Origin of the sequence: Sphingobium sp. CFD-2 (assembly GCF_024611135.1) — a bacterium.
GTDB classification, from domain to species: Bacteria; Pseudomonadota; Alphaproteobacteria; order Sphingomonadales; family Sphingomonadaceae; genus Sphingobium; species Sphingobium fuliginis.
Genome location: NZ_CP084405.1, coordinates 3553206 through 3574829, shown reverse-complemented (window position 1 = coordinate 3574829; position 21624 = coordinate 3553206). Strand labels below are relative to the sequence as shown.

At 62.8% G+C, this 21624-nt stretch carries 28 protein-coding genes and 1 tRNA gene; 9 read left to right on the top strand and 20 right to left on the bottom strand.

Annotated elements, in window-relative coordinates:
* Positions 1–39 precede the first annotated feature (39 nt).
* Genes LDB29_RS17760 through dinB form a run of 4 tightly spaced genes read left to right on the top strand, consistent with a single transcriptional unit; the run spans position 40 to position 2753 of the window.
* Positions 40–555 carry a ubiquinol-cytochrome C chaperone family protein gene (locus LDB29_RS17760; RefSeq protein WP_044662835.1) on the top strand — a complete coding sequence of 172 codons (516 nt, stop codon included), beginning with the start codon at positions 40–42 and terminating at the stop codon, positions 553–555.
* Positions 552–1076: a DUF177 domain-containing protein gene (locus tag LDB29_RS17755; RefSeq protein ID WP_044660473.1), complete on the top strand. Its 525-nt coding sequence runs from the start codon at positions 552–554 to the stop codon at positions 1074–1076. Before LDB29_RS17760 ends, LDB29_RS17755 begins: the two co-directional genes overlap by 4 nt.
* On the top strand, positions 1073–1621 hold the full coding sequence (locus LDB29_RS17750; RefSeq protein WP_061934940.1) for a hypothetical protein: 549 nt from the start codon (positions 1073–1075) through the stop codon (positions 1619–1621). Before LDB29_RS17755 ends, LDB29_RS17750 begins: the two co-directional genes overlap by 4 nt.
* Positions 1622–1673: 52 nt before the next feature.
* Positions 1674–2753, top strand: coding sequence for a DNA polymerase IV (gene dinB, locus LDB29_RS17745; protein ID WP_044660475.1), 1080 nt, complete (start codon positions 1674–1676; stop codon positions 2751–2753).
* A 136-nt stretch (positions 2754–2889) separates the two neighbouring features.
* Here dinB and LDB29_RS17740 read toward each other — a convergent pair whose 3' ends face one another.
* Positions 2890–3702, bottom strand: coding sequence for a DUF1134 domain-containing protein (locus tag LDB29_RS17740; protein ID WP_044660476.1), 813 nt, complete (start codon positions 3700–3702; stop codon positions 2890–2892).
* Between the two features lie 230 nt (positions 3703–3932).
* On the opposite strand from LDB29_RS17740, the gene LDB29_RS17735 reads away from it, so the two are divergent.
* Positions 3933–4024, top strand: a tRNA-Ser gene (locus tag LDB29_RS17735).
* Positions 4025–4176: 152 nt separating this feature from the next.
* A complete protein-coding gene (locus LDB29_RS17730; RefSeq protein ID WP_257555105.1) occupies positions 4177–5523 on the top strand; it encodes an integrase arm-type DNA-binding domain-containing protein in 1347 nt (448 codons plus the stop codon).
* A gap of 2 nt (positions 5524–5525) precedes the next feature.
* Here LDB29_RS17730 and LDB29_RS17725 read toward each other — a convergent pair whose 3' ends face one another.
* The 10 genes from LDB29_RS17725 to LDB29_RS17680 all read right to left on the bottom strand — a co-directional run bounded on the left by LDB29_RS17725 (position 5526) and on the right by LDB29_RS17680 (position 11212).
* Positions 5526–5711: an AlpA family transcriptional regulator gene (locus LDB29_RS17725; RefSeq protein WP_257555103.1), complete on the bottom strand. Its 186-nt coding sequence runs from the start codon at positions 5709–5711 to the stop codon at positions 5526–5528.
* 100 nt (positions 5712–5811) lie between these two features.
* Positions 5812–6054, bottom strand: a complete 243-nt coding sequence (locus LDB29_RS17720) for a DUF2312 domain-containing protein (protein WP_257555101.1) — start codon at positions 6052–6054, stop codon at positions 5812–5814.
* Positions 6055–6065: 11 nt separating this feature from the next.
* Positions 6066–6245, bottom strand: a complete 180-nt coding sequence (locus LDB29_RS17715; RefSeq protein WP_257555099.1) for a hypothetical protein — start codon at positions 6243–6245, stop codon at positions 6066–6068.
* Entirely contained in the window at positions 6245–6688 is a 444-nt protein-coding gene (locus tag LDB29_RS17710; RefSeq protein ID WP_257555097.1) for a hypothetical protein, read from the bottom strand. The genes LDB29_RS17715 and LDB29_RS17710 overlap by 1 nt, the downstream gene beginning before the upstream one ends.
* A 17-nt stretch (positions 6689–6705) precedes the next feature.
* A complete protein-coding gene (locus tag LDB29_RS17705; RefSeq protein WP_257555095.1) occupies positions 6706–9435 on the bottom strand; it encodes a toprim domain-containing protein in 2730 nt (909 codons plus the stop codon).
* Between the two features lie 104 nt (positions 9436–9539).
* Positions 9540–9881: an ogr/Delta-like zinc finger family protein gene (locus LDB29_RS17700; protein ID WP_171010060.1), complete on the bottom strand. Its 342-nt coding sequence runs from the start codon at positions 9879–9881 to the stop codon at positions 9540–9542.
* Positions 9881–10369: a hypothetical protein gene (locus LDB29_RS17695; protein WP_257555093.1), complete on the bottom strand. Its 489-nt coding sequence runs from the start codon at positions 10367–10369 to the stop codon at positions 9881–9883. Before LDB29_RS17695 ends, LDB29_RS17700 begins: the two co-directional genes overlap by 1 nt.
* Positions 10366–10563, bottom strand: coding sequence for a hypothetical protein (locus LDB29_RS17690; protein ID WP_257555091.1), 198 nt, complete (start codon positions 10561–10563; stop codon positions 10366–10368). Before LDB29_RS17690 ends, LDB29_RS17695 begins: the two co-directional genes overlap by 4 nt.
* Complete coding sequence (locus LDB29_RS17685) at positions 10560–10844, bottom strand: hypothetical protein (protein ID WP_257555089.1); 285 nt, start codon at positions 10842–10844, stop codon at positions 10560–10562. The genes LDB29_RS17690 and LDB29_RS17685 overlap by 4 nt, the downstream gene beginning before the upstream one ends.
* Positions 10844–11212: a transcriptional regulator gene (locus tag LDB29_RS17680; protein WP_373886352.1), complete on the bottom strand. Its 369-nt coding sequence runs from the start codon at positions 11210–11212 to the stop codon at positions 10844–10846. Before LDB29_RS17680 ends, LDB29_RS17685 begins: the two co-directional genes overlap by 1 nt.
* Before the next feature lie 112 nt (positions 11213–11324).
* Here LDB29_RS17680 and LDB29_RS17675 point away from each other — a divergent pair, with 112 nt between their 5' ends.
* The 3 genes from LDB29_RS17675 to LDB29_RS17665 all read left to right on the top strand — a co-directional run bounded on the left by LDB29_RS17675 (position 11325) and on the right by LDB29_RS17665 (position 14311).
* Positions 11325–11984: a S24 family peptidase gene (locus LDB29_RS17675; protein ID WP_257555087.1), complete on the top strand. Its 660-nt coding sequence runs from the start codon at positions 11325–11327 to the stop codon at positions 11982–11984.
* A gap of 41 nt (positions 11985–12025) precedes the next feature.
* Positions 12026–13360 (top strand): hypothetical protein, encoded by a 1335-nt coding sequence (locus LDB29_RS17670; protein ID WP_257555086.1) that lies wholly within the window; start codon positions 12026–12028, stop codon positions 13358–13360.
* 72 nt (positions 13361–13432) lie between these two features.
* Complete coding sequence (locus tag LDB29_RS17665; protein ID WP_257555085.1) at positions 13433–14311, top strand: DNA adenine methylase; 879 nt, start codon at positions 13433–13435, stop codon at positions 14309–14311.
* Between the two features lie 127 nt (positions 14312–14438).
* Here the strand turns inward: LDB29_RS17665 and LDB29_RS17660 are convergent, their stop codons facing one another.
* The 9 genes from LDB29_RS17660 to LDB29_RS17620 form a co-directional block, all read right to left on the bottom strand.
* Positions 14439–15449 (bottom strand): contractile injection system protein, VgrG/Pvc8 family, encoded by a 1011-nt coding sequence (locus tag LDB29_RS17660; protein WP_257555083.1) that lies wholly within the window; start codon positions 15447–15449, stop codon positions 14439–14441.
* Entirely contained in the window at positions 15446–15829 is a 384-nt protein-coding gene (locus LDB29_RS17655; RefSeq protein ID WP_257555082.1) for a phage tail protein, read from the bottom strand. The genes LDB29_RS17660 and LDB29_RS17655 overlap by 4 nt, the downstream gene beginning before the upstream one ends.
* A gap of 31 nt (positions 15830–15860) precedes the next feature.
* The gene (locus LDB29_RS17650) at positions 15861–18380 is read right to left on the bottom strand and encodes a phage tail tape measure protein (RefSeq protein WP_257555081.1); all 2520 of its coding nucleotides are present in this window, start codon (positions 18378–18380) and stop codon (positions 15861–15863) included.
* Positions 18380–18517 (bottom strand): GpE family phage tail protein, encoded by a 138-nt coding sequence (locus tag LDB29_RS17645; RefSeq protein WP_137710118.1) that lies wholly within the window; start codon positions 18515–18517, stop codon positions 18380–18382. The genes LDB29_RS17650 and LDB29_RS17645 overlap by 1 nt, the downstream gene beginning before the upstream one ends.
* Positions 18518–18525: 8 nt before the next feature.
* Positions 18526–18834, bottom strand: coding sequence for a phage tail assembly protein (locus tag LDB29_RS17640; RefSeq protein ID WP_140042706.1), 309 nt, complete (start codon positions 18832–18834; stop codon positions 18526–18528).
* A 62-nt stretch (positions 18835–18896) separates the two neighbouring features.
* Positions 18897–19412 carry a phage major tail tube protein gene (locus tag LDB29_RS17635; RefSeq protein ID WP_137710116.1) on the bottom strand — a complete coding sequence of 172 codons (516 nt, stop codon included), beginning with the start codon at positions 19410–19412 and terminating at the stop codon, positions 18897–18899.
* Between the two features lie 39 nt (positions 19413–19451).
* Entirely contained in the window at positions 19452–20630 is a 1179-nt protein-coding gene (locus tag LDB29_RS17630) for a phage tail sheath subtilisin-like domain-containing protein (RefSeq protein ID WP_373886351.1), read from the bottom strand.
* A gap of 11 nt (positions 20631–20641) precedes the next feature.
* Positions 20642–20992: a GPW/gp25 family protein gene (locus LDB29_RS17625; RefSeq protein WP_137710114.1), complete on the bottom strand. Its 351-nt coding sequence runs from the start codon at positions 20990–20992 to the stop codon at positions 20642–20644.
* Positions 20992–21546 carry a phage baseplate assembly protein V gene (locus tag LDB29_RS17620; RefSeq protein WP_257555074.1) on the bottom strand — a complete coding sequence of 185 codons (555 nt, stop codon included), beginning with the start codon at positions 21544–21546 and terminating at the stop codon, positions 20992–20994. Before LDB29_RS17620 ends, LDB29_RS17625 begins: the two co-directional genes overlap by 1 nt.
* Between the last annotated feature and the right edge of the window lie 78 nt (positions 21547–21624).

Genomic DNA, 21624 nt, shown 5'->3' with positions numbered 1-21624 from the left:
GGGGCCGCCGATCGGTCCAGCCAGGAAACAGTCAAACTCATGCCCAGCATCTTCCAGCGTCTGTTCGCGCCGAGCGATCCCAGGGACGCGATGCGCACCCTGTACAACGCCATCGTCGCAGAGGGACGCCAGCCCCATTGGTATGTCGAAGGGCAGGTTCCCGACACGATGGACGGCCGCTTCGACATGATCGTCGCCATCCTCGCCCAGGCGCTGATGCGGCTGGAGGCGCTGGGCGCCGCGCAGGAGAGCGTCTGGCTGACCGAGTTGTTCGTGGACGACATGGACGGCCAGCTGCGGCAGGAGGGGATTGGCGACGTCGTCGTCGGCAAGCATATCGGCCGCATGGTGAGCGCGCTGGGCGGGCGTCTGGCGGCCTATCGCGCGGCGCTGTCGGGCGAGGCCGACTTGAGCGAAGCGATTGCGCGCAACCTCTATCGCGGCGATGCGCCGTCGGCAGACGCGCTGGCGCATGTCGAATCGCATCTGCGCGCGCGCTGGGTGAGGCTGGGCTGCCTCAGCCGCGACGCGCTGATGGCGGGAGACCTTGGATGAGCGCTGCCCCCGAATTCTCCCGGCCCGTCCGAATCGACCAGCTTGCCCGTCATGCCCAGCCGGTGACCATCACCGCCGACGCCGCGGAGCGGGAGGCACTGGCGAAGCGCTTCAACCTGCTCGCGCTCGATAGGCTGGAGGCGGATTACGCGCTGAACGAGGACAATGGCGCGATCTATGCCAGGGGGCGGGTGCGCGCGGACCTAGCCCAGCCCTGTGTCGCGACAGGGGTCGCGGTGCCCGAAAAGCTGGACACCGATTTCCTGCTCCGCTTCGTCAGGGAGGGGGAAGAGACGCCCGAAGGCGACGAACTGGAGCTGGACGCCGAGGATTGCGACACCATCGGTTTCGACGGCCTCACCATCGACATGGGCGAGGCGGTGGCCGAAACGGTGGCGCTCGCGATGACGCCCTATCCGCGCTCTCCGGAAGCCGACGGAGTCCTGCGTGAAGCGGGCGTGCTGAGCGAGGAGCAGGCCAGCCCCTTCGCCGCGCTGCTGTCGCTCAAGGACAGGAAATGAGGCTGGCGCGAGCAGCGCTGGCGGCCGCCCTGCTGTCCGGCGCCATGCCGGCTTTTGCAGCGGAAACCGCCACGCTGATCGGGGAACGGCGAGCCCGCGCCGAATGGGCCAAGGCGGAGAACCGCCAGTCCTGCGCGCCGCTTGCGCTCGCCGCGCCCGGCGATCCGGAGGGTACGCCGCGCGCGGCCAGCTTCGGCGGCGGCTGGGGCGTTGCCTTCGACCTTCCCGGGCTGCGCAGCGCCTATGGCTTTGCCGGAACCGGCCTGCTGCCGGACGACCGGGCCGATGCGCGGATACAGCGGCGCAGGCTGACCGAACAATGGCCCTATATGCGCGAACTGGCGCGCCTGCCCGCCCCATCCTTTGCCGGCTATGGGCAGGAAGGCGCGCAGCGCTATCCCGCCGCCAATCCGGGCGGCAAAGGCCTGCATTCCCTTGCCTATCTGCGCGTCGGCGGCCAGCGCTGCACCTATAATGTGTGGAGCCGGATCAGCCGCGCGCATCTGGAATGGCTGCTCGACAATCTGCGCCTGTTGCGGCGCTGAAGCGCGCCCTCCCCTTTTCCTTCCGTTCCGCCCTGTGGCATAAGCGCGGGTCATGGAGACCCCGCCGCGCAAGATCATCCATATCGACATGGATGCCTTTTACGCGTCGGTCGAGCAGCGCGACGATCCCTCGTTGCGGGGCAAGGCGCTGGCCGTTGGCGGCGGCGGTCCGCGCGGGGTGGTCGCCACGGCCAGCTATGAAGCGCGGAAATATGGCGTCCGCTCCGCCATGCCGGGCGCGCGGGCGCGGCGGCTCTGCCCCGACCTGCTGTTCGTCCGTCCCCGTTTCGAGGTCTATCGCAGCGTGTCGGCGCAGGTGCGGGAGATATTCTCGCGCTTCACCGACATCATCCAGCCGCTGTCGCTGGACGAAGCCTATCTCGACGTCACGTCGAACAAGCCGGGCATCGCCTCCGCCACGCGCATAGCGGAGGAAATCCGCCGCCTGATCCGGGAGGAAACCGGGCTCACCGCGTCGGCTGGGGTGTCGTACAACAAGCTGATCGCCAAGTTGGCGTCGGACCAGAACAAGCCCGATGGCATCTGCGTCGTACGGCCGGAGGACGGCGCGGCCTTCATCGCGAAGATGCCGGTGCGGCGCATCCATGGCGTGGGGCCGGTCACGGCGAAGCGGATGCAGGCCTTAGGCATTGAGACGGGCGCCGATCTGCGCGCCCGCGACCTTGCCTTTCTCCAGCATCATTTCGGCAGCGCGGCGCTATTCTACTATCGCGCATCGCGGGGCCAGGACGACCGCCCGGTGCATGAGCGGCAGGAACGCAAATCCGTAAGCGTCGAGGATACCTTCTTCGACGATCTGGTGACGGAGGAAGCGCTGATCACGGAACTGGACCGGATCGCGGAAAATCTCTGGGGCCGCATCGAAAAGAGCGGCGCCTATGGCCGGACGGTGGTGCTCAAGGTCAAGTTCGCGGACTTCAGGATCATCACCCGGTCGAAAAGCTTCGGCGGACCGGTGCGCTCCCCCGACCTGTTGGCGCAGACGGGCCGGGCGCTGCTGCGGGCCCAGTTGCCGCTGCGCATGGGGGCCAGGCTGCTCGGGCTGGGCGTGCACAATCTGGATCATGAGGAGCCGGAAGAGGCCGGCGAGCAGCTCAACCTCTCCCTTTAGAGGGCGGCAGGAGCGAATCCCCCAAATCCTCCTTATCGAAAGATGGGGAATGGGACCGCCGCCCAAGGCGGTCGTGGAGGAGAAAGGGGAGAAGGTCACGGCTGGCTTCGTAAAACCAGCACTTGTCCCCGGGCCGTCAGAAGGGCAGCCAGTTCCGCTTCTCGGTGAACTTCATGTAACCGGCATTGACCCCCAGCCGATAGCCGACGCCCAACCGGATCGGGATCAGCACCACGCTGCCCCAACGCAGGTAGCTGGCGGTGAAGCCGCCTACCAGATAGGCGGTGCCCTCCGCCGCCGGGAAGCGATGGTAAAGGTCCTGCGTGTCATAGAGATTATAGACGAGCACGAAGGTGTTCGCCGCGTTGCCGCCCACGTCGAAGCCGATGGACGGGCCGGTCCAATATACCTCCCGCTTGCCCTCTACCTTGTGATTGAGGGTGCCGGACCCATAGCGCAGGCCGACGACGAACGCGCCCGACGCCTCGCGCCCGGCGATATAGGCATTGGGGCGGCCCTGGTCCTTCAGGATCTTCTCGATGATCCCGGCCAGACCTTCCGCCCCCTTGCCGAACACCCCTTCGGCCGCGCCGATCAGATCGTCTTCCTGGTAGGAATCGCTGGGGGAGATCGCCGCCGGCGGAGAATTGGCCGTCACCGGCGCGCCAGTTGCGGTCGCGCCCGAACTGACCGGCGGCGGATTATAGGGTGCGCCGCTGTCGGCGGGCGCGCTGCTCCCCGGCTGCGCATTGGGGTCCACACCGGGATCGGTGGGCGTGCTGCCGCCCTGCTGCGGCACGGGGGCCAGATCGGAATCGATGGCGCTATTGGGGTCGACGGTGCGCACCTGCGCCTGTGCGACCGGCGCCAGCGTGATGCCGCCCAGCGCGGCCGCCAAAGCGCCCGCCCGTGCAGCGCGGCCCGAAAACCGCCGCAAAATCCCGATCATGCCCGCTACTCCCCAAAGAACCCGCTCTTCAACCATATTTCAGATTATCGGGGAACAAGCTGAAACGACAATGAACGAACGGCGACCCGAGTCGATTCCGCGCCAGTCCGAATCCGCTTTTCGGAATTCGGGTGATTTTTCTCCGCTGCGGACCGTTGCCATGCATGAAACCCGCCGCTATAGGCCGACATCTAGCCACTGCTCACCTCATCCGGTGGGCAAATTCGTGCGGAGACGTGGGTGAGTGGCTGAAACCAGCGGTTTGCTAAACCGTCGTAGCCTTAAGGGGCTACCGAGGGTTCGAATCCCTCCGTCTCCGCCACCTTTCTCTCTTGAACAGTCCAAATGACGCCAGAAACCCCGCAAATCCGGGCGTTTTCTTTGCGTGATTAGTCCGCAGCGATCCCGATTTGTTCTCATATAGCTGATCTGCCATATGGCGTGATCCATGGTATGAGAGTCGAGGAATATGGTATGGGGGCACTAACGGACGCGAAGGTGCGCAATGCGCGGGCGGCCGAAAAATCCTACAAGCTGACCGATGGCGAGCAGCTGTATCTGCACGTATCCACCGCCGGCGGTCGCACCTGGCGCATGAATTATCAATATGGCCGCAACGCCCAGGGCAAGCCGATCCAAAAGACGCTGACGATCGGCAGCTATCCGGCGATATCGCTGAAGGACGCGCGCGAGGCGCGGGACGTCGCGAAGACGCTGCTTGCCAAGGGCAATGAGCCGAAGCCCGTCGATCTGTTCCAGCGCGCCGCGCCGGTGGCCGACACCAGGCCAACCTTCGGCGCCATCGGCCGCGAATGGCATGAGTTGCAGAGGGGGCGCTGGTCCAAGGTCCACACCAAGGATGTCCTCGACAATCTTGAAACGGAAGTCTTCGCCCAGATCGGCCATTTGCCGATCGCAGACATCACCGCCCCGATGGTGCTGAAGCTGCTGCAGGGCATCGCGGCGCGCGGCGCAGTGGAGACGGCGCACAGGACGCGCCAGAGGATCAGCGCGATATTCGTTTATGCCCTGGCGACGGGGCGCGGGATCTCTGATCCGGCGGCAAGCCTGTCGATCGCGTTGCCCAAGAAGCCCAAGGCGAAACCACAGCCAGCCATCACGAAGCTGGATGACCTGCGCCAGCTGCTGATAAATTGCGAGGCAGAGCGATGCCGCGCGCCAACAAAGCTGGCATTGCGGCTGATCGCGTTGACGGCGGTGCGGCCGAACGAACTGCATGGCGCGCGCTGGGCGGAATTCGAAGGGCTGGACGGTAAGGAGCCGCTATGGCGCATCCCCGCGCGCCGCATGAAGGGCGACAAGGATCGCAAGGCGGAAATCGAAGGGGATCATCTAGTGCCACTGTCACCGCAGGCGGTGGCGGTGATCCAGGCCATGATGCCGCTGACCGGCGATTTGGACCTAGTCTTTCCGACCGACAGACATCCGCACAAGCCGATGAGCGAAAACACCCTGCGCGCCCTGCTGATCCGCGCGGGGTATTTCCAGCGGCACGTCCCGCACGGCTTCCGTTCGGCCTTTTCGACCATCATGAATGAACGGGTGGAGCGGCAATGGCGAGAAAGCGGCCATACCGGGGCATCGCCCGATCGCGCGATCATTGACCTGATGCTGGCGCATATCCCGCAGGGAACGTCCGAGTCGGAAGGGGCATATAATCGGGCCGCCTATATGACGAGGCGGCGGGAACTGGCCTGCGAATGGGCCAACATTCTGCTGGCCGATATGTGGCCCCCCCAGGTCCACATCGGTCAGCCGATCCGATGGGCAGCGACCGGGCCTGGTCGGCCCGGTCGATAGGGTCAGGATGCCTTGCTAATCCAGGCATCCACCTCGCTTTCGATCCATCGGGAACATTTCGCGCCCAGCTTGCGCGGGGCGGGAAACTGCTCGCGGCCGACAAGCGCATAGATATGTGATCGGGATAGGGCCGTGCGGGCGACGACATCACTGATCCGTAGGAAGCGTTCGGGTGCTTGGTCAGTCAACGGCTTTCTCCCTGCGCGCTGGCGAGGGCGCGCGCGATGATGAAGGGGATCGCCAGCAACCCGGCGACGATGAAGAGGACGCGGATCAGGCCTTTGATCATCATTCGATGCCCAAGGCCGATTTGTAGGTGTCGACGATCGACTCATGCTCCATGCGGGCATTGCGCTCGATCTTGCGGATGCGGACGATATCGCGCATCGCCTTGACGTCGTAGCCATTGGCTTTCGCTTCCAGATAGACGTCCTTTATGTCGTCTGCGATGCCCTTCTTCTCTTCCTCGAGGCGCTCGATGCGCTCGATGAAAAGGCGGAGTTGTTCAGCAGCTGCATTGCCTTCGGACATGGAAATTCCCTTCAGTTGGAGATGTTGGCCGCGATCAGCGGGCCGACGATGGCGACGATGATGCCGGCGACGATCGCGCCGGCGGCGAACGGGGCGCGGGTGCGTAGGGTGGCTTCAGCGAAGCGTTCGGCCAGCGGGCGACAGTCGTCGCACCGGCACGTCGCGGCATGGATGACGTCGGGGCACCGCATCAGGTGATGACCTTTTTGCGTTCCAGCTGCTCGCAGCGGGTGCAAAGATCGGGATCGGTTTCCGACCAGGTGGCATCATTGCCGTTGGTGTCGTATTGCGTCGTCCACTGGTCCCACCCGCAGGCCAGGCACAGGCGGGGGTGCTGTTCGGGCGGGGTGTCGCAAAGCTGGCGATAGACGTCGAGGTTGAAGCTATAGGCCCGCGACATATCGGCACCGAAGAAATGCCGCTGCATCCGAAAGCCCACGGTTTCGAGTTCGCGGATATTCCGTTCAACGTCGGCCTGGTGTTCGGGGCGATGCCAATAAGGGCGTGCCGCCTGTTCGATCGTCATGCCGGCGGCGGAGCGGCGCATTTTGACATATTCCCAGGGCATGATGACGGGGCGGGCCGCCGGTTCGGTTTCGCCCAGCATGGCGAGCAAAGAGGGAGCGTTACGCATGGATCGTCCTTTCGCTGTCAGGAGTGCTTGGCGACCGCGCGCGACGGGTCATGGAAGACCCAGCAGCGGACGGCGCCGACATTGTCGTTGATGGAGTTGACCGTCGCCTGTTCGATGAAGCGGCGGGATTTCGAGGTTTTAAGGGCGCGGATCAGTTCGGAATGGGTGGGCAGCTGAAGCCGCTTTTCGGCGCAGCGGGCCTCCATTTCGTTCAGCCTGACCGCGATCAGCCCTTCTTCCCACCGGCGATGGTGGTTGATCTTGCCGGTGGCGGCACCCTTGGTTTCGTTCTCTTCGAGATAGTCGAACCGTTCCCAGAAGAGGCTGACGATCGGGTCTTCGCTGTTGACGGCCAGTTGGCGGTCGCTCGCCATCTGGACGATGAAGCGGGCTGTCTCTGCCTGCTGACTATCGCTGATGGGGACGATGGTGCGGATCGCGTCGAGAAAGGCGAGCAGCTGGCCATGCGTCTTGGCGAGGCGGTTTGTGCGTATCGCGGGCATCGCCAGCAATTCGGTTTCATATTGCGCGAAGGCCTGGGCAAAGCGGTTGAGGATTTCCTGCTCGCGCCGGACCGCATGAAGGATGAAGCCGGAAATCTTTTCGACCGGCCACTGCTCAAGGCGTTCGGCCGCGATCTTGGTTTCTGGGGTAAAGTGGGCCATGTCGAAGCCCAGCGACATGATGCGTTCCAGCACCGCGCGGCTCGCATTGACCGGTTCGTTCTGCTCGATGACGATGGAACCGCGGAATGGCGGATCGAAGGTTTCCATGCCGCCATTGCGAACACCGCGCGATCGGACGGTGCGGCCGTTATAGGCGGTCTTCAGTTCCTCCCATTCGAACTTACGGGAGTGGCTGGCTTCCTCTCGACGGTCGCCTTCGATCAGAACCACAGGCAGGTTGCCGACCTTGCCCAGGTGGCGAGCGATAGCCGCCGGTGTCGATTTGGCCGGGTCGAAACCTTCATGCCCTTCGCGAGCGAGCAACTTCCACAGGAACTCGACCAGCGTGGATTTGCCGGTGCCGGGGAGGCCATACATTTCCAGGAAGGGGAAGCTCTTCATATTGAGCGGCGCAAAGCGCACCTGTTCAGCGAAGAGCGAACCGAAGAAGTAGGTCAGGCAGACGACGCCCTTGGGGCCGTAGGCAGTCCACAGGTCGGGAAGCCAACTGGTATCCAGCTGGTCGGGGTCATAGTCGATGTCCAGCAGCCGTTCGGACGTGCCCAGCTTCAGTGCCTGCTTGCCGATCTGGAAAAATTCATTGTCGTTCGGCCTGTAAACCCGCCCTCCGGAGACGGCGAACTGGCCGAAGACATAGGCCTTCGCGTCGCGGCAGTAGCCGGTGAAGCCCAGGGGGCGCACGTCGGGAAGGTCTGGCGTCTGCTGTTGCAGGATGCGGGTCAACTGGTGGGCACTGCCGGTCCAGACGCCACCGAAGGCGAACAGGCGGTCTTCGAAATTCGAGGCCTTGCGCAGCTGGGCGGCGGTGAAGTCGCCCTTCACTGAGGGGCGTTTGCCGCTGGGGAAGGATATGTTGAGGAAGAATTTGGTTTCGTCGGTGGCGTCGTCGCGCTGGCGATACAGGACGCGGAATGCGCAATTGGCGATTTCCTCGACCATCAGCGCCTCGCGGGAGGCCTGCATGCGAATTTCCGCCTCTACGCTGGCGTCGATGTCCTTCAGTTCGCGGGTGCGGCTCTTGCGATATTCGTCAATCTTCTCCTGCACCACGGCGACGTCGATCGCGCACCAATAGGTCCGGTTGCCGAAGGTGAAATGAAAGCTGGTCCAGCGGTGCTTCTCCCAGATCAGGAAAGCCTTTTCCTGGGCGTCCTTCGCCAGCAGCACCTTGCCGAACCATAGATATTCGGTGCGATGGTCGGCGGTCAGCCGGTCGAGGCCCAGCAGGTCGTTCCAATCCAGCACCTTGCCGGTTTCGTCTTCTCCGCAGGGCTGGGCGGCGCTCGCCTGCCACCCCTGCTCTTTCGCCAGCTTCACATGCTGACGGCTCGCGCTGGTGCCTGCGCCGCCGGCGTCATAGGCAAAAACCAGCCTGGGCGAGCGCAGGGGCTTGTCGGACGTCGCGATATGCGCCCGAAGCTGTTTCAGGAACTCTTCGGGATAGTTGTTGCAGGACATAGCGGAGACGGCGCGCTGACCGGCCTGCTCAAGCGCCCAGGCATTGAATATGCCTTCGGCAATCCAGATGCTTTCCGCATCGGCCATGTCCTCGATCGAGACGTCAGGCCGCTGCCATGCCTGCCCCTTGTAGGACTTGCCGTAAGCGAAATTGGCCTTCTTTTCGAAACGACCAGGCTGGTCGATCAGCCTTTCCCACCAGCTGCCACCAGGCAATGGAAAGCGCACGGTCGCAGAGCCGATGCCGCGCTTCTGATCCTGAAACCATTCCTGGGTATAGGCCTCGCGCATCCCCATCAGGTTCAGCTTGCGGGCGTCGGTGAGATAGGCGTCGGCCGCCGCGTGCGGGTTCTCGCGGGTCTTCTGATAGCGGTTCGACCAGGTGTCGAAGATTTCGGGATAGCGGTCGCGAACCGTTTCTTCCCACCCGCATTTTTCCTGCCGGTTGCACTTCAGCACCCAAGGGCTGTCGGCGTTCGTATAGACCTCAAAGGCGCCGCAGTCGGGGCATTTGCCACGGCGCAGCCATGATCCCTTGTCGGTCTTCCACTGGAAATCGGCTTTGAGCCTGGGCAGCAGTTCACGGCGGATATCGTCACGCATGGACATGGCGAGAATGGGACTTTCGAAGGCAAAGGAAGGGCGTTCCCGGCGGCGGGGTCCGCCGGGTGGATTTCGTCGCGATCAGGGCGGTGCGACCCGCTAGATCAGATGGTTATGGCGTCGGCGGCAGGCTCGCTGGGCGGCCCGCCATCATCATTGGCGGCCCGGTCATTGTCCGCGTGGCGCCATGTGGTCATGGGCAGCACGGCCAGCGGTTGCGGCATCCGGCTAGGCACGGTCGCCCGCAGCGTCGCCATGCTGACGACGAACTGGCATCCGCACCGCTCGACGTCCCGGCAATGATAATAGACCTCGCGATAGAGCAGCGTGGCTTTGCCAGTCGTCGACCGGGCAAAAGCCCGTTCGCCGCAGCCGGGGCATTGCACCGACGGCATGCGGGGCGCGCCCCCGCCATTGTTGAGTTTCGGCCCCCGGCCATTGGTCATCATACTTCCCCCGCTGTTCGTTGAGCGGCCCCATTGCCGTTCACGAATGACTTCAGCCGACCAAGGAGGCGGGTCGCGGCGCTGGCGACGTCCTCGGTTTCGGCAATGGCGCGATGGATGGCCGTTTCCGACACACCGGGCTGCATCACAGGGATGCTGCTGCCGATGGCGTCGGCCGTTTCCTTCGATAGATCGGTGATCGCCTGGGCAAGCGCCGCGCGACAGGCCAACGACTGGCCCAGCGTGACGTCCAGCTGGCGGGCATAGCTTTGCAGGATTGGCGGGAAATCGCCGCCAGCCTCCATATAGGCGCGATCGAGGGCGATGGCCTGGTCAAGCGTCGGCGTCCCTTTGCGGTCGCTTTCGCTCCAATGGCGAACGGTCCGCTTAGCGCGCCGCGTGAGGGTCGCCGCCTTATCCCAGCCAATGAGGGCGACCGCCGTCGTGATGGCGAGGGAGAAGGACAGAGGGGCGCGGACCTTCGTCATGCTCCCGGCCTTCCAATAGCGCACATGGCGAAGATCGTCGCGCTGCTCATGATAAGGAAGGCGGCGAGGCTATACCAGCGCGGCAGTTGCGGAGCGGGTGCCGGTTCGTCCCGATGGGTGGTCAATTCTTCCGGCACGGTGAAGGGGTGACGCGCGACATATTGCCCGCGCAGACGATATTCGGGGCGGCTCATGCTGCCACCGCCACGGCGCCAGCGTAGCGCCCAGCTGCAACGGCAATGTGGCCGGAATTGGTGAGTTCGACGGGCTGACCCTTGCGGACGTTGCCCAGGCGATATTGCGCCGTGATGGCGCGGAACAGATCGCGGCGGGTGCAGCGCAGCTGGGCTTCCAGGTCGCTGACGCTCATGGGATGGCGGGTGTCGAACAGCGCATTGAGCAGGCCGATTTCCAGATGTTCGGCATGCGAGAAAGACTTGCCGCACTTGTGCGCGGGCATGGCGATGACCGGCATCAGTTGCTGTCCTTTCGTTGCAATTTGACCACCCGATCGCATGGGACAGGCGCGGGCTGAGCCGGTATGATGCCCCCACATTCTTCGCCGGGGTCGATACCTTCGGTGGGCAGAGAAAGGGGATAGATGTCGGGGCGAAGAAGATGCCGCGAAACGCCAGTGTCGGCCTCCACGGCAAGCACATGCTCAGGCGGCAGGCGCTTTGAAGTCTGGAGCCACTTCCAGACAGTGGGCTGCGCTTTCTTGCAAATGCGGCCCATAGCGGACTGACCGCCAGCTAGATCGATAGCAAGTTGGAGAGCCTGGAAGGGGGTGAGGGTCACGCTGCCTAGCGGCGCGATCCCACGTTGTGCTGCGAACGCAAGCATCTGAGATAGGGTGAGTTTGTTGCTCATAGAGCCATCTATAGACGCATCTATAGGTCAGTCAATAGACAAATCTAACTTTCCGTCTATAGACGAATCTATAGGGTGCGGCGCCATGGATTTTGGCGGTCGCATCCGGTCACGGCTTGAAACTTTGGGCATGTCACAGGCGGAACTGGCGCGGCGCGTGGGTATCAAACAGCCCAGCATCAACCACCTGATCAAGAACGGCGCGCAGGGATCAAAGCACCTCCATCAGATCGCGCAGGCGCTACAAACGACGCCTGCATATCTGACCGGCGAAATAGATGATCCTGCCGAAGGATACGTTGCCCTACCTTCTGCTGATGTCATCGCGGTTGAACTGGGCTTGGTGCCGGTTCGCGAAATTGATCTACGCTATGGAATGGGCGCGACCGAACTGGAGGTTCCGGTCACAACCACCGTCCGCCATTTTTCACGCGATTGGATCAGGATTTACACCGGAGCGTCGCCCGATCATCTGTATTTCGCCCAAGGCATTGGGGACTCGATGGCACCGACGATCCTCGACAGCGATTTGCTGCTGATCGACGCATCCGAACAGACGCTGCACCTGGCGGACAAAATCTGGGCCTGTGCCTATGGCAACAGCGGAATGGTCAAGCGCCTGCGCCAGATGGCCGATGGGTCGGTCAAGATCATGAGCGACAACCAGAATGTTCGCGACGAAATCGCCTATGACAACGAACTACACGTGCTGGGCCGCGTCGTTGCGATCGTGCGAAAAACATAGATCAGCTTACGATGTTCTGACGATCTGACTGAGGGGGAAACATGGCTAGAGGGCCACGAACACCGCGCAAACCGGCGTCCACATTTGAATATGTTGATGAGGTGCCTATTGGGCGGGTCTTTCTGGCGCTCGACAATCCCCGGCATGAAATCGTCGAAACGGAAAGCGAAGCCATCGAACGCCTTGTGACCAAGGAAGACGTAGTTCCGCTTGCAAGAGACATCGTTCGTCACGGCCTAAGCCCTCTTGAACGCTTTGCTATGACCCCCATCGGCAAAACGCGCGCCGGCGATCCCACGTATTGGGTTGCCGAAGGAAATCGCCGTGTTTGCGCGCTCAAGCTGCTCAGTGACCCGGAACTTGCGCCTCCGAAATATCGGAAAACCTTCGAAAAGCTCTCTGAAGAATGGGTACAAATCAAGACCGTGGCTGCGGTCGTCTTCAACGATTTGGACACACTGCGCGTTTGGCTCGACCGAACCCATAGCGGTGCCCAGGGCGGGATCGGTCGAAAGACGTGGGACGCTGAACAGAAACAGCGGTTTTCGGGCACCGCAAAGAACCGCCTCGCGCAGGCGCTACTTGATTATGCCGAGGCCGAGGGCATGATCACCAAACAAGAACGACAGGGCAAATTGACGACTGCCCAGCGCTTTTTGAACCCCGAAGTTTCCCAGGAAATCTTCGGGCTGGATCGTGCCAATCCCGACGAACTATGCCGAACCCGCCCCAAAGCTGAGTTTGACGTGATGGTTCGTCGCTTCATGCGCGATCTGGTTGAAGGTAAAGAGGTCACTTCCCGTAAGAACAAGCCTGACATCATCAAGTATGTGAGAGGTCTGGCGAGTCTGCCCAACGTGACAACCGCTCGGATCGAACCGGAGCCGGTGGCGGGCCCGGATCAAGGTGCCAACGGCCAAGGCGGCAAAAAGCGCGTAGTCAGGAAGCCCAAAAAGCCCCAGAAAGCGCGACACGTTCAGTATGATGAAGAGATCAATCTGGCGCTGCGCGGATTGGGCAACGAAAAACTTGAAAGTCTCTACTACTCGATTTGCGACATTGAACTGGAGAAACACACACCAGTTGTCTCAATTGCGGTGTGGGCATTCTTCGAGACACTGACGGGTTGTGCCGGTCGCGCAGATGGTGTCGGCTTGGACGCTTATCTTAGCAAGCAGCGTCTCAATAACTTCAGCATCAAGGGAGAAGACCAGAAAGCCGTTCGCGCCTCGATCGATCGGACCAGAGACTATGGGAATCTGACCAAGCATCACAAGGTGTCGGCGGCGTTCAACGGGGACCAGCTGAACAACGACATGACGACACTGAAAGAGGTTATCATCAAGTTGATCGAAGAAGCTGGTTCAGCAGGATAAAAAAGCTGGCCGAGGATGAACAACCTCGTTAGAAAGCGCCGATACACAAGGGTTTTGCAAGGCTTCTGAGTAATGCGCACAGCTTCACCACTCCGTTATCCCGGCGGAAAATCATGCATGATGGACCTAACCTCCACCATTATGCGGCTGAATGGATTGGAACGCGGTCACTACGCTGAACCGTTCGCCGGCGGGTGCGGCCTTGCACTTTCCCTACTGTATAGCGGGTTGGTGGCAGAGATTCACATCAATGATCTCGACCCCGCGATTTGGTCCTTCTGGCACTCCGTCCTCAATGAAACTGAAGCGTTAATCGCGAAGGTCCGGGAGACACCCGTCACCATTGACGAATGGATGCGCCAGCGTGACATCAATCGCGATGCAGATGCGGACAATCCGCTGGAGTTGGGCTTCTCTGCCTTTTTTCTAAACCGCACCAACCGATCAGGCATTATTAAAGGGGGCGGGGTCATCGGGGGCTTAGATCAGACAGGCAACTACAAGATCGACTGCCGGTTTAACGTCGATGATCTAGTCAAGCGAATGCGAAGGGTCGCTCGCTACCAAGACAGAATTCATCTGACTAATCAGGATGCAGTCGAATTTCTCCGTGACTGTTCGAATCTACCTAAAAACTCACTGCTGTTTATCGATCCTCCTTACTATAAGAAGGGTCCAGGCCTTTATACGAGTTTCTATAAACCGGAAGACCACGCCATTCTCGCGGATAACGTGCTTGATCTTAAGTCGCCATGGATCGTCACTTATGATGACGTTTCACCGATCAGAGATTTATATCGTGACCGGCGCCAATTCTGCTTTGACATCAATTATTCGCTTCAGGAGAAGCGCACAGGCACTGAACTGCTGATTGCCTCCAAAGGCTTGCGGATGCCCGACTCTGCGAGGGATCGTCAGGTCAACCGTCCGCAATATAGAGCAGCCGCCTAGTCCGAATGGGGCTGAACCGCTGATGCGCCTCTTGTCCCGTATCTGGAATTATCGCAGCGACAGCCTTTGGATATGGGTTCCGCTATGGGCTTTCGCGGTGCTGCTATTCGGCGGCGTCCTGATCTGATCAGGGCGCAGTCTCCATGCGCAGATCGGTGGCATAGCCGCCGCTATTGTCGAGCCGGTGCGTGACTTCCGCGATCAACCAGGTCGTCGCGTCGATTTCATCCTTGAAGCCCGATGCTTTCACCCGCGTTTCGGGGAAGGCGTCGGGCCGGCCCAGCGCCAGTTTCATGTCGAACGTGGCCGGCGCGCGCTTGATCCGGTCGCGCTCCGCAATGGCGGCGCGCTTCGCGGATGCCTCGTCAGGATAGACCTTTCGCAGCTTCTTCGCGCCGTCTTCCTTGCCCACGGTGAAGCTTTTGCGCTTCGCCCCCTTCTTGTCGTGCCAACTGGCCGTCACGCCTTCCTGCCCGTCACGCTTTTGCCGCGACCAGGTGTGGCCGTCGCCATCGCGGCGGGTGATGGTCAGGGTGGGCAAGGCCTTGCCGCTGGTGGTCGTCCCGGCTCCCTTGCGCGCGAAGATCAGATGCTTGTCCTTGATGGTGGCGACCGCGTCGTTTTCGCGGCCCAGGCGCTTCAGGAACGCGATATCGCTTTCCCGGTTCTGGGTGATGGACGGCAGCGCGATCGAGGACAGGTCGGCCGCGACCTTCAAGGTCAGCCCGTTCCGGCCAGCAATGTCCTTCAGCACGGCGCCCAGCGTCGTGTTTTTCCAGCTCTGCTCGCGGCGATTGCGGATCGCGCTGGTGAAGTCGGCAGCGCGCGCGCGTATCCTGATCTGATCGGGCGGGCCGGTGTGGCTGACATCGTCCACCTTGAAACTGCCCTTGTCGACCAGGCCCACGGTGACGTCGCGGCCTTGTTTCCAGCCCAGCTGGATTTGCAGGGCCGCCCCTTCCTTCGGGATCGCCAGCATGCCGTCGCTGTCGTCCAGCACGATATCCAGCTGATCGGCCTCGTCTCCGCGCTTTTCAGAGAGGGTCAGTGACACAAGGCGCGGGCGCATCCTGTCGGTCAAATCCTTGCCGTCGAGCGTCACGCGCCAATCGGGAATGTTGATGATCCGGTCGGTCATGCCGAAGCCTGCGCCGTTGCCGGATCATCGACCCGCCACAGGTCAATGCCGAAATCGATCCGCAGGGCGCGGCCATCGGCCATCAGCACCGCATGGCGTTCGTCCAGCGACCGGATGATGAAATTGCCGAAAACGGTCCCGTCGCCGCCGACCAGCGGCAAGGCTTCGCCGGCGTTGCCCATCTCGCGCAGAGTGTCGAGCGAGACCCGGCCGTCGCTGATTTCGGCATAGACCGATCCCGACAGGCTGACCGTCTCGTCGCCCACGCCAAGGAACTGCGCCGCGTCGCGGGTGCCGACGCGGCTTGCCATGGCGAAGCGCCAATCCGTCTTCCGCTGAAGTTCGTCATAGGCCAGCGTCGGGATCTGAAAAAGGAACATGCCAAGGGCCATCAGGTGCATATTTCAGTCCTCAATCGTCCTCGAAGCCGCGTCCGCGCCGCTCGCGCTCGATCGCTTCGAGAGCCTTGCGGACCTCCTCCGCTATATCGGTGGCCGATGCGCCGGGGGCGGCGGTGATGTTGATGTTGTAAGTCGCTGCCGCAGGCGCGGCGGCAGTCGGCGGCGCGCCGGCGGCGGATTGGGCCGTGGCGGGCGAAGCCGTAGCCATCACAGGCGCAACGGCGCCAGCGGCAAGCGCGCTGGTCATCCGCCCCGCGATGTCGGTCATCCGTGCCAGCAATCCATCGCCGCTGGCGGTCATGTTGCCGGTCATTGCATCCGACAAGCCGGTAATCCGGGCCAGCGGGCCATCTGTGTTCGCGGCAAGGCCTTGATCCAAGCCGGCCATGACGAAGCCGCCCAGCCCTTCAAAGACGCGCGATGGAGAGTGGATACCCAGCTTCGTCTTGAACCAATTGGCGACCGAACTGGCGGCGCCGATGATGGTCGATTTGAGCGCGCCGAGCATGCCGACGACGCCGTTGATCAGGCCTTGGATCAGGTTCCGTCCGATTTCCATGAAGTTCAGTGATCGAAGGAAAGCGAGCGCCGGTGCGAAGGCACTGACCAGCAGGCCCAGCGGCGTGAATTTCAGGAAGGCCGCGATCAGGAAGTTGATTGCGCCGCCGACCATGGCCTTGATGTTTTCCCACAGTGCAGAGAACCAGGCCGTTATCGCGCCCCAATTGTCGTAGATCAGATAGGCCGCAGCCGCGACGGCGGCCACGGCGGCGACGATCAGCAGCAGCGGCCCCAGGGCGATGCCCAGCGGCGCGGCGGCGGCGGTCAGGGCTGCGAAGCCCAGCGCCAAGCCGCCCAACAGGATCAGCAGCGCGGCGCCGGCGCCCATGAAGATCATGATGCCCTTGGCGAGCAGGGGATGCTCCTGCGCCCATTTGCGCATGCCGGTGGCTGCGTCCTTCACATAGCCGGCGACCTTGATGACGGTGGGCAGCAGGGCCTTGCCCATGGTGATATTGAGGCCGGACAGGGCATTGGTGGCGAGGCCTGTCGCGCCTTCCGTCGTCGCGATGCGGTTCAAGAATTCCGCGTGCATCGATCCCGCAACCTGGTCGGCGTCGCCCACCAGTTCAAGCCGGCGCTTCAGCCCGTCGAGATTGGTCAGCATAGGCGCGATGGCCGCGACGCTTTCCGAACCGAACAGCTGGGTCAGGATGCCCGATTGCTTGTCCGCGTCCAGCTTGCCGATCCGCTCCATGACGTCGATGATCGTGCCGGCGGCGTCCGTCTGCATCCGCTTGCCGACGTCGGTCGCCTCAAGCCCCAGCTGCTTATAGGCGGCAATCTGCGATTTGGTGGCCGCGTCGCCCTTGGTGAGCGCCAGCATCGTGTTCTTGATGCCGGTGGCTGCGACCTCGCTGGGGACGCCGATGCTGTCCAGCGTGGAGCCGAGGGCGGCGATCTGCGGCGCGGCCAGGCCGGCGACCTTGCCCAAGGGGCCGATGCGCGTGATGATGTCGGTGACGTTCGCGGCCTTGCCGCCGAAGGTATTGGTCAGGGCGTTGACGCGGTCGCCCAGGGCGACGACGCCGGCCTGGGGCAGTTCGAACGCGGTGCGCCACTTCGCCATCGTCTCACCCGCGATATCGGCGGTCATGTCGAAGGCCACGCCCATTTCGGCCGCGTCATTGGTGAACTGCAACAGCTGCTCGCGCTGGTCGCGCATGGGTTTGCCGAATTTGTCCATGCCGACGCCGGCGGCGCCCGCAGCGGCGGCGATGGTGGCGAGTTCGTTCGCCGCCATGGGAATGCGCTCGCTCATGTCGAGAAAGTCGGTGGACATGCGCTCGATCGCCGGCGCGGCCATGTTCGTGACCTTGGAGACGTCCGCCATGGCGCTTTCCAGCGTCATCGCCTGTTTGACGGCGCCGACAACTGGCACGGCGGCGGCGGTGCCGGCGGCGATCATGCCGAGGCCGACGCCCGTCGCCTTCCTGCTGATGTCGTTCAGTTTGTCCGAATTGCGCTTCGCCTGCTCAACCTTTTCCAGCTGGGCGGTCTGCTGGCGCAACGCCTGGTTGGTATCATGGACGCGATTTGCCAGCCTCCCTTCATGTCCAGCCAAATCCGCAACATCAATGCCCGCGGCCGATAGTTTGGCGGACAACTGCTGAAGTTCGGCGCCGCCGGCATCGAGGCGGGCGGCCAGCTGGGCGGTGTGGCGTTCGGCTTTTTCGAATTCGGCGCGCAGCTTCTTCGTGGGGCCTTCGGTCGCGGCGATCTGGTCGCGCAGGGCGGCCACGCGCTGTTGCGCCGCCTCATAGTTGCGCGTGTCTTCCGCGAACCGGCTTTCCTTGGCCTTGTAGCTGCTGACCTGCTTTTGCAGGGCGTCGAGGGACTTCAGCTGCTTCTGCGTTTCGGCCAGGTCGCGGCGCGCCGCAGCGGACGCGCCGGTGATCTGTTTCAGCGGTGCCGTTACGCGGTCCAGCCCTTCAAGGATGACCTGCAATCGAAGGTTCTTGTCAGCCATCAGCGTTTCTTCGTCTTCGGCGTTTCGGGGGGCTTGGAGCGTTTGGCAGCCTGGTCGCGCCAGGACATGAGTTCCGATAGGTGCATGTCGTCCATGGATTGCGGCGGCCAATGAAAGATGACCGCCACATCCGCCATCGCGTCATCTACTGAGCGAGGACATCCGTGCGCTGCGACTTCTGCAACAAAAAACTGCCGATTTCCGCGCCGCATGCCAGCAGGTCCGCCGGATCAAGATTGGCGGCTTCGACCTTGGAAATGGGAGGATTGGAGATGCGGGGCAGCAATTCGGTCAGGGCATCGACCTTCAGCTGGCCCAGATCGACCAGGGACAGGCCGCGTAGTTCGCCCGACTTGGGCTTGCGAAGCTGAAGGATGCCGATGGTCTGTTCGCCGCGCTCGATCGGCGTATCGAGCGTGACGGTGCGGAACGGGTTTGCGGTGGCTTCGCTCATGATGATTTTCCGGTGGCAATGAGGGGAAGGGTTGCCCGACGCGGCGCGCCGGGCAGGAGGGGTCAGAACATGCCGAGGGCGCTGCGCTGTTCGGCCAGCAGGTCGGTGCCGTTGACGATGAAGACGGCGTTCAGCGGATCATATTCGATCTCGGTGCGGCCGTTCCAAACCAGCTTGAAATAGGCCAGCGTGGTCGTGACGCTGAATTCCCCGACCTCGCCCACTTCCTGGTCGCCCATGTCGATTTCGGTATGGCGACCGCGCGCAACAACCTCGACGCTATCGGTTGCGCCGGTGTCGTCCTTCTGGTGGAAGCCGACCCAGCGCAGATAGACGCCGTTGACCTGAAGGACGCCGAACTGGCGCAGGATATCGCGCATCGGGCCGGGGAAGCTGGAACCCATTTCCAGCAGCCCGTCCATGCCCATGTCGATGCCGACAGCGCCAGGCATGCCGCCGCCGCGCCATTCCTCGATCTTCCGGGTCAGCGGGGGCAGGGTCACGGTCTTGACCTCGCCCATGTAATTCTGGCCTTCGTTGAAAAGCATCATGTTCTTGAGGATGCTGGGGAGTCCCATGGCTTGCTCCTATGTGAATGTGGGGGAGAGGCGGGCCAGTCAGCTGTTGCCGGTCAGCAGGTTCGCGAAGTCCGCGAAATAGCTGTCGGTGATGCGCTGGTTGAAGCCGAGGTCTTCGAGCGGAGGCGGGACCGTATAGTCATAGTCGATCCGCAGCTTGCCAGCCTTCAGGCTGGCGGTGCTGTTGTTCGCTTCGTCATACCAGGCGTTGGCGCCCAGGACGACGCCGGCGGCCTTCAGCTGGAGGAAGAAGCCGTTGATCGTCTCAACAATGTCGCGGACCAGCGCCGGCGTGATGGGCTTGTCGATCGCCCAGAGCATGCCATTAACGACCGTGTCCGCGATCAGCTGGGCGACGCGCACGGTGCTTTCGAAAGCGAACAGGCTTCCCGCCTCCGCCGTGGTGCGGTTGCCCCAGAAACGATAACCGCTGTCGGTGCGAATCAGGGCCGTAATTTCCTTCGCGTTCAGCTGGCCCGCTTCGCTGCTCGCATCCTCGATATCCCAATAGATGTCCTTGGTCAGACCGACGACGCCCTGGACCTCATAATTGGACAGGGTCTTGTGCGGCCCCACTTCCTGATCGATCCGCGCGCGGAGGCCCATGGCACGGGCGGCCGCGAAGCTGGCGATATTGGCGGCCGACGCGGTGTCGAAGGCGAGGAAATCGGGATAGAGCAGCATCAGTTCGCGGCCACTGAAATTAGCGCGGAACAGGATCGCGTCGGCCGTCGTCTCACCGACCAGACGGGCATAGGCGAAGCCGCGCAGCTTCTGAGCGACGACAACCAGGGCGGCAATGACCGCCTGGGTTTCGAGGCCGGGGGCGCCGATGATCTTCGGCTTAACGCCCAGCTGCGCCTGCGCCGCCAGCAGCGCCTGCATGCCCGTCTTCTGCCCATTGGCGTCGGTCGTGCCGATGACGTTGGCGGCGGTTTCGGCTGCGTCCGCACCCTCCTCGACGCGGATGACCACGACGACGGGGCGCGCCTGGTCCGCAATGGCGCGCAGAGCAATGGCAAGGGTGCCATCGACGCCGGCCTTGCCGATCGCCGCTTCGATATCGGTGATGCGGACGGGACGATCCAGGGGGAAAGCGGCGGCATCAGCGTCGGCCGAAGTCGCGACCAGGCCGATGATAGCCGTCGAAACGGCGGTGAGGGTGCGCGCGCCCTCGCTGATTTCAGTAAGCGTGATCCCATGTTTGAAGGCCATGATCGGCTCCTTGGCTAGACAGATAGGGGGATGGAGAGGCGGACGAGAGCATTGGAAGCGGCGACATCAGTGCGGGTCGCATCGATCGTGATGGTGGCAGAGCCGGGGCGGTCGCCCGCGACCAGGCCGACGCGGCGCAGCCGGATGCGGTTTTCCCAGCGGGACAGGGCAACAGCCGTCGCGGCGTAGAGGCGCAGGATGTTCGCCGGCGTCATGGGCTGGTCGATCAGTTCGAGCAGCAAGGAGCCATATTCCCGGCGACCGACGCGCGATCCCATCGGCGTTCCGAGAATGTCGGCCACCGATTGCCTGATATGATCGAGGCCATCGAGAACCGCCCCGCTGATCCGCGCCATACCGGCCATCAGACGGGCGCCCCCGACTGATGGCCGCCGGCCTGGACGCCGCTATGCTTGTGGGCCTTGAGGCTCTTGCCGCCGCCCAGGACGTCTTCGGACGCCGTGACGGTGCCGACAACGCCGACATCGCCGATAATCGTCACATCCCCGGTGATGGTGACGCCGCCAGGTGCGTCGATTGTCGCCGTGCCGCCTTCGGGCAGCGTGACGGCGAGGTCGTGCGCCGCCTGGTCATAAGCAATGACCGCGCCGTCCGCGAATTCCAGATGGACGATGTCGGGATTGGTGGACGGTGGCGGGCAGGCATCGGAATAGAGGCCCAGCACGACAAAGGCGCTTTCCATATCGCCTTCGGGGGAAAGGATGACGCACTGTTCCCCGACAGTTGGAGGCGACCAGGTGCGGACGCCGCCGGCGCGCTGGGCGATCCATGGCAAGTCGCCGGTGGTGATGTCGCCGGTTTCGACGGTGCAGGTGGCGTTGGCGTGATCGACCGATGCGATAGTGCCTAGTTGGATGACCTGCCCGGTCAGCTGTTCGTGATCTTGGGATTGCGCCATGGGCGGACCATGGCGCGCACCTTCATGCGTTTCGCGGGCGCGCATTTGTAGAGGCGGCCTCTACAAATGCAGGCAATT

Coding starts and splice junctions, on each gene's coding strand:
- LDB29_RS17760 (WP_044662835.1), top strand. CDS start 40: ATGCCCAGCATCTTCCAGCGTCTGTTCGCGCCGAGCGATCCCAGGGAC.
- LDB29_RS17755 (WP_044660473.1), top strand. CDS start 552: ATGAGCGCTGCCCCCGAATTCTCCCGGCCCGTCCGAATCGACCAGCTT.
- LDB29_RS17750 (WP_061934940.1), top strand. CDS start 1,073: ATGAGGCTGGCGCGAGCAGCGCTGGCGGCCGCCCTGCTGTCCGGCGCC.
- dinB (WP_044660475.1), top strand. CDS start 1,674: ATGGAGACCCCGCCGCGCAAGATCATCCATATCGACATGGATGCCTTT.
- LDB29_RS17740 (WP_044660476.1), bottom strand. CDS start 3,702: ATGATCGGGATTTTGCGGCGGTTTTCGGGCCGCGCTGCACGGGCGGGC.
- LDB29_RS17730 (WP_257555105.1), top strand. CDS start 4,177: ATGGGGGCACTAACGGACGCGAAGGTGCGCAATGCGCGGGCGGCCGAA.
- LDB29_RS17720 (WP_257555101.1), bottom strand. CDS start 6,054: ATGTCCGAAGGCAATGCAGCTGCTGAACAACTCCGCCTTTTCATCGAG.
- LDB29_RS17715 (WP_257555099.1), bottom strand. CDS start 6,245: ATGCGGTGCCCCGACGTCATCCATGCCGCGACGTGCCGGTGCGACGAC.
- LDB29_RS17710 (WP_257555097.1), bottom strand. CDS start 6,688: ATGCGTAACGCTCCCTCTTTGCTCGCCATGCTGGGCGAAACCGAACCG.
- LDB29_RS17705 (WP_257555095.1), bottom strand. CDS start 9,435: ATGCGTGACGATATCCGCCGTGAACTGCTGCCCAGGCTCAAAGCCGAT.
- LDB29_RS17700 (WP_171010060.1), bottom strand. CDS start 9,881: ATGACCAATGGCCGGGGGCCGAAACTCAACAATGGCGGGGGCGCGCCC.
- LDB29_RS17695 (WP_257555093.1), bottom strand. CDS start 10,369: ATGACGAAGGTCCGCGCCCCTCTGTCCTTCTCCCTCGCCATCACGACG.
- LDB29_RS17690 (WP_257555091.1), bottom strand. CDS start 10,563: ATGAGCCGCCCCGAATATCGTCTGCGCGGGCAATATGTCGCGCGTCAC.
- LDB29_RS17685 (WP_257555089.1), bottom strand. CDS start 10,844: ATGCCGGTCATCGCCATGCCCGCGCACAAGTGCGGCAAGTCTTTCTCG.
- LDB29_RS17680 (WP_373886352.1), bottom strand. CDS start 11,212: ATGCTTGCGTTCGCAGCACAACGTGGGATCGCGCCGCTAGGCAGCGTG.
- LDB29_RS17675 (WP_257555087.1), top strand. CDS start 11,325: ATGGATTTTGGCGGTCGCATCCGGTCACGGCTTGAAACTTTGGGCATG.
- LDB29_RS17670 (WP_257555086.1), top strand. CDS start 12,026: ATGGCTAGAGGGCCACGAACACCGCGCAAACCGGCGTCCACATTTGAA.
- LDB29_RS17665 (WP_257555085.1), top strand. CDS start 13,433: ATGCGCACAGCTTCACCACTCCGTTATCCCGGCGGAAAATCATGCATG.
- LDB29_RS17660 (WP_257555083.1), bottom strand. CDS start 15,449: ATGACCGACCGGATCATCAACATTCCCGATTGGCGCGTGACGCTCGAC.
- LDB29_RS17655 (WP_257555082.1), bottom strand. CDS start 15,829: ATGTTCCTTTTTCAGATCCCGACGCTGGCCTATGACGAACTTCAGCGG.
- LDB29_RS17650 (WP_257555081.1), bottom strand. CDS start 18,380: ATGGCTGACAAGAACCTTCGATTGCAGGTCATCCTTGAAGGGCTGGAC.
- LDB29_RS17645 (WP_137710118.1), bottom strand. CDS start 18,517: ATGGCGGATGTGGCGGTCATCTTTCATTGGCCGCCGCAATCCATGGAC.
- LDB29_RS17640 (WP_140042706.1), bottom strand. CDS start 18,834: ATGAGCGAAGCCACCGCAAACCCGTTCCGCACCGTCACGCTCGATACG.
- LDB29_RS17635 (WP_137710116.1), bottom strand. CDS start 19,412: ATGGGACTCCCCAGCATCCTCAAGAACATGATGCTTTTCAACGAAGGC.
- LDB29_RS17625 (WP_137710114.1), bottom strand. CDS start 20,992: ATGGCCGGTATGGCGCGGATCAGCGGGGCGGTTCTCGATGGCCTCGAT.
- LDB29_RS17620 (WP_257555074.1), bottom strand. CDS start 21,546: ATGGCGCAATCCCAAGATCACGAACAGCTGACCGGGCAGGTCATCCAA.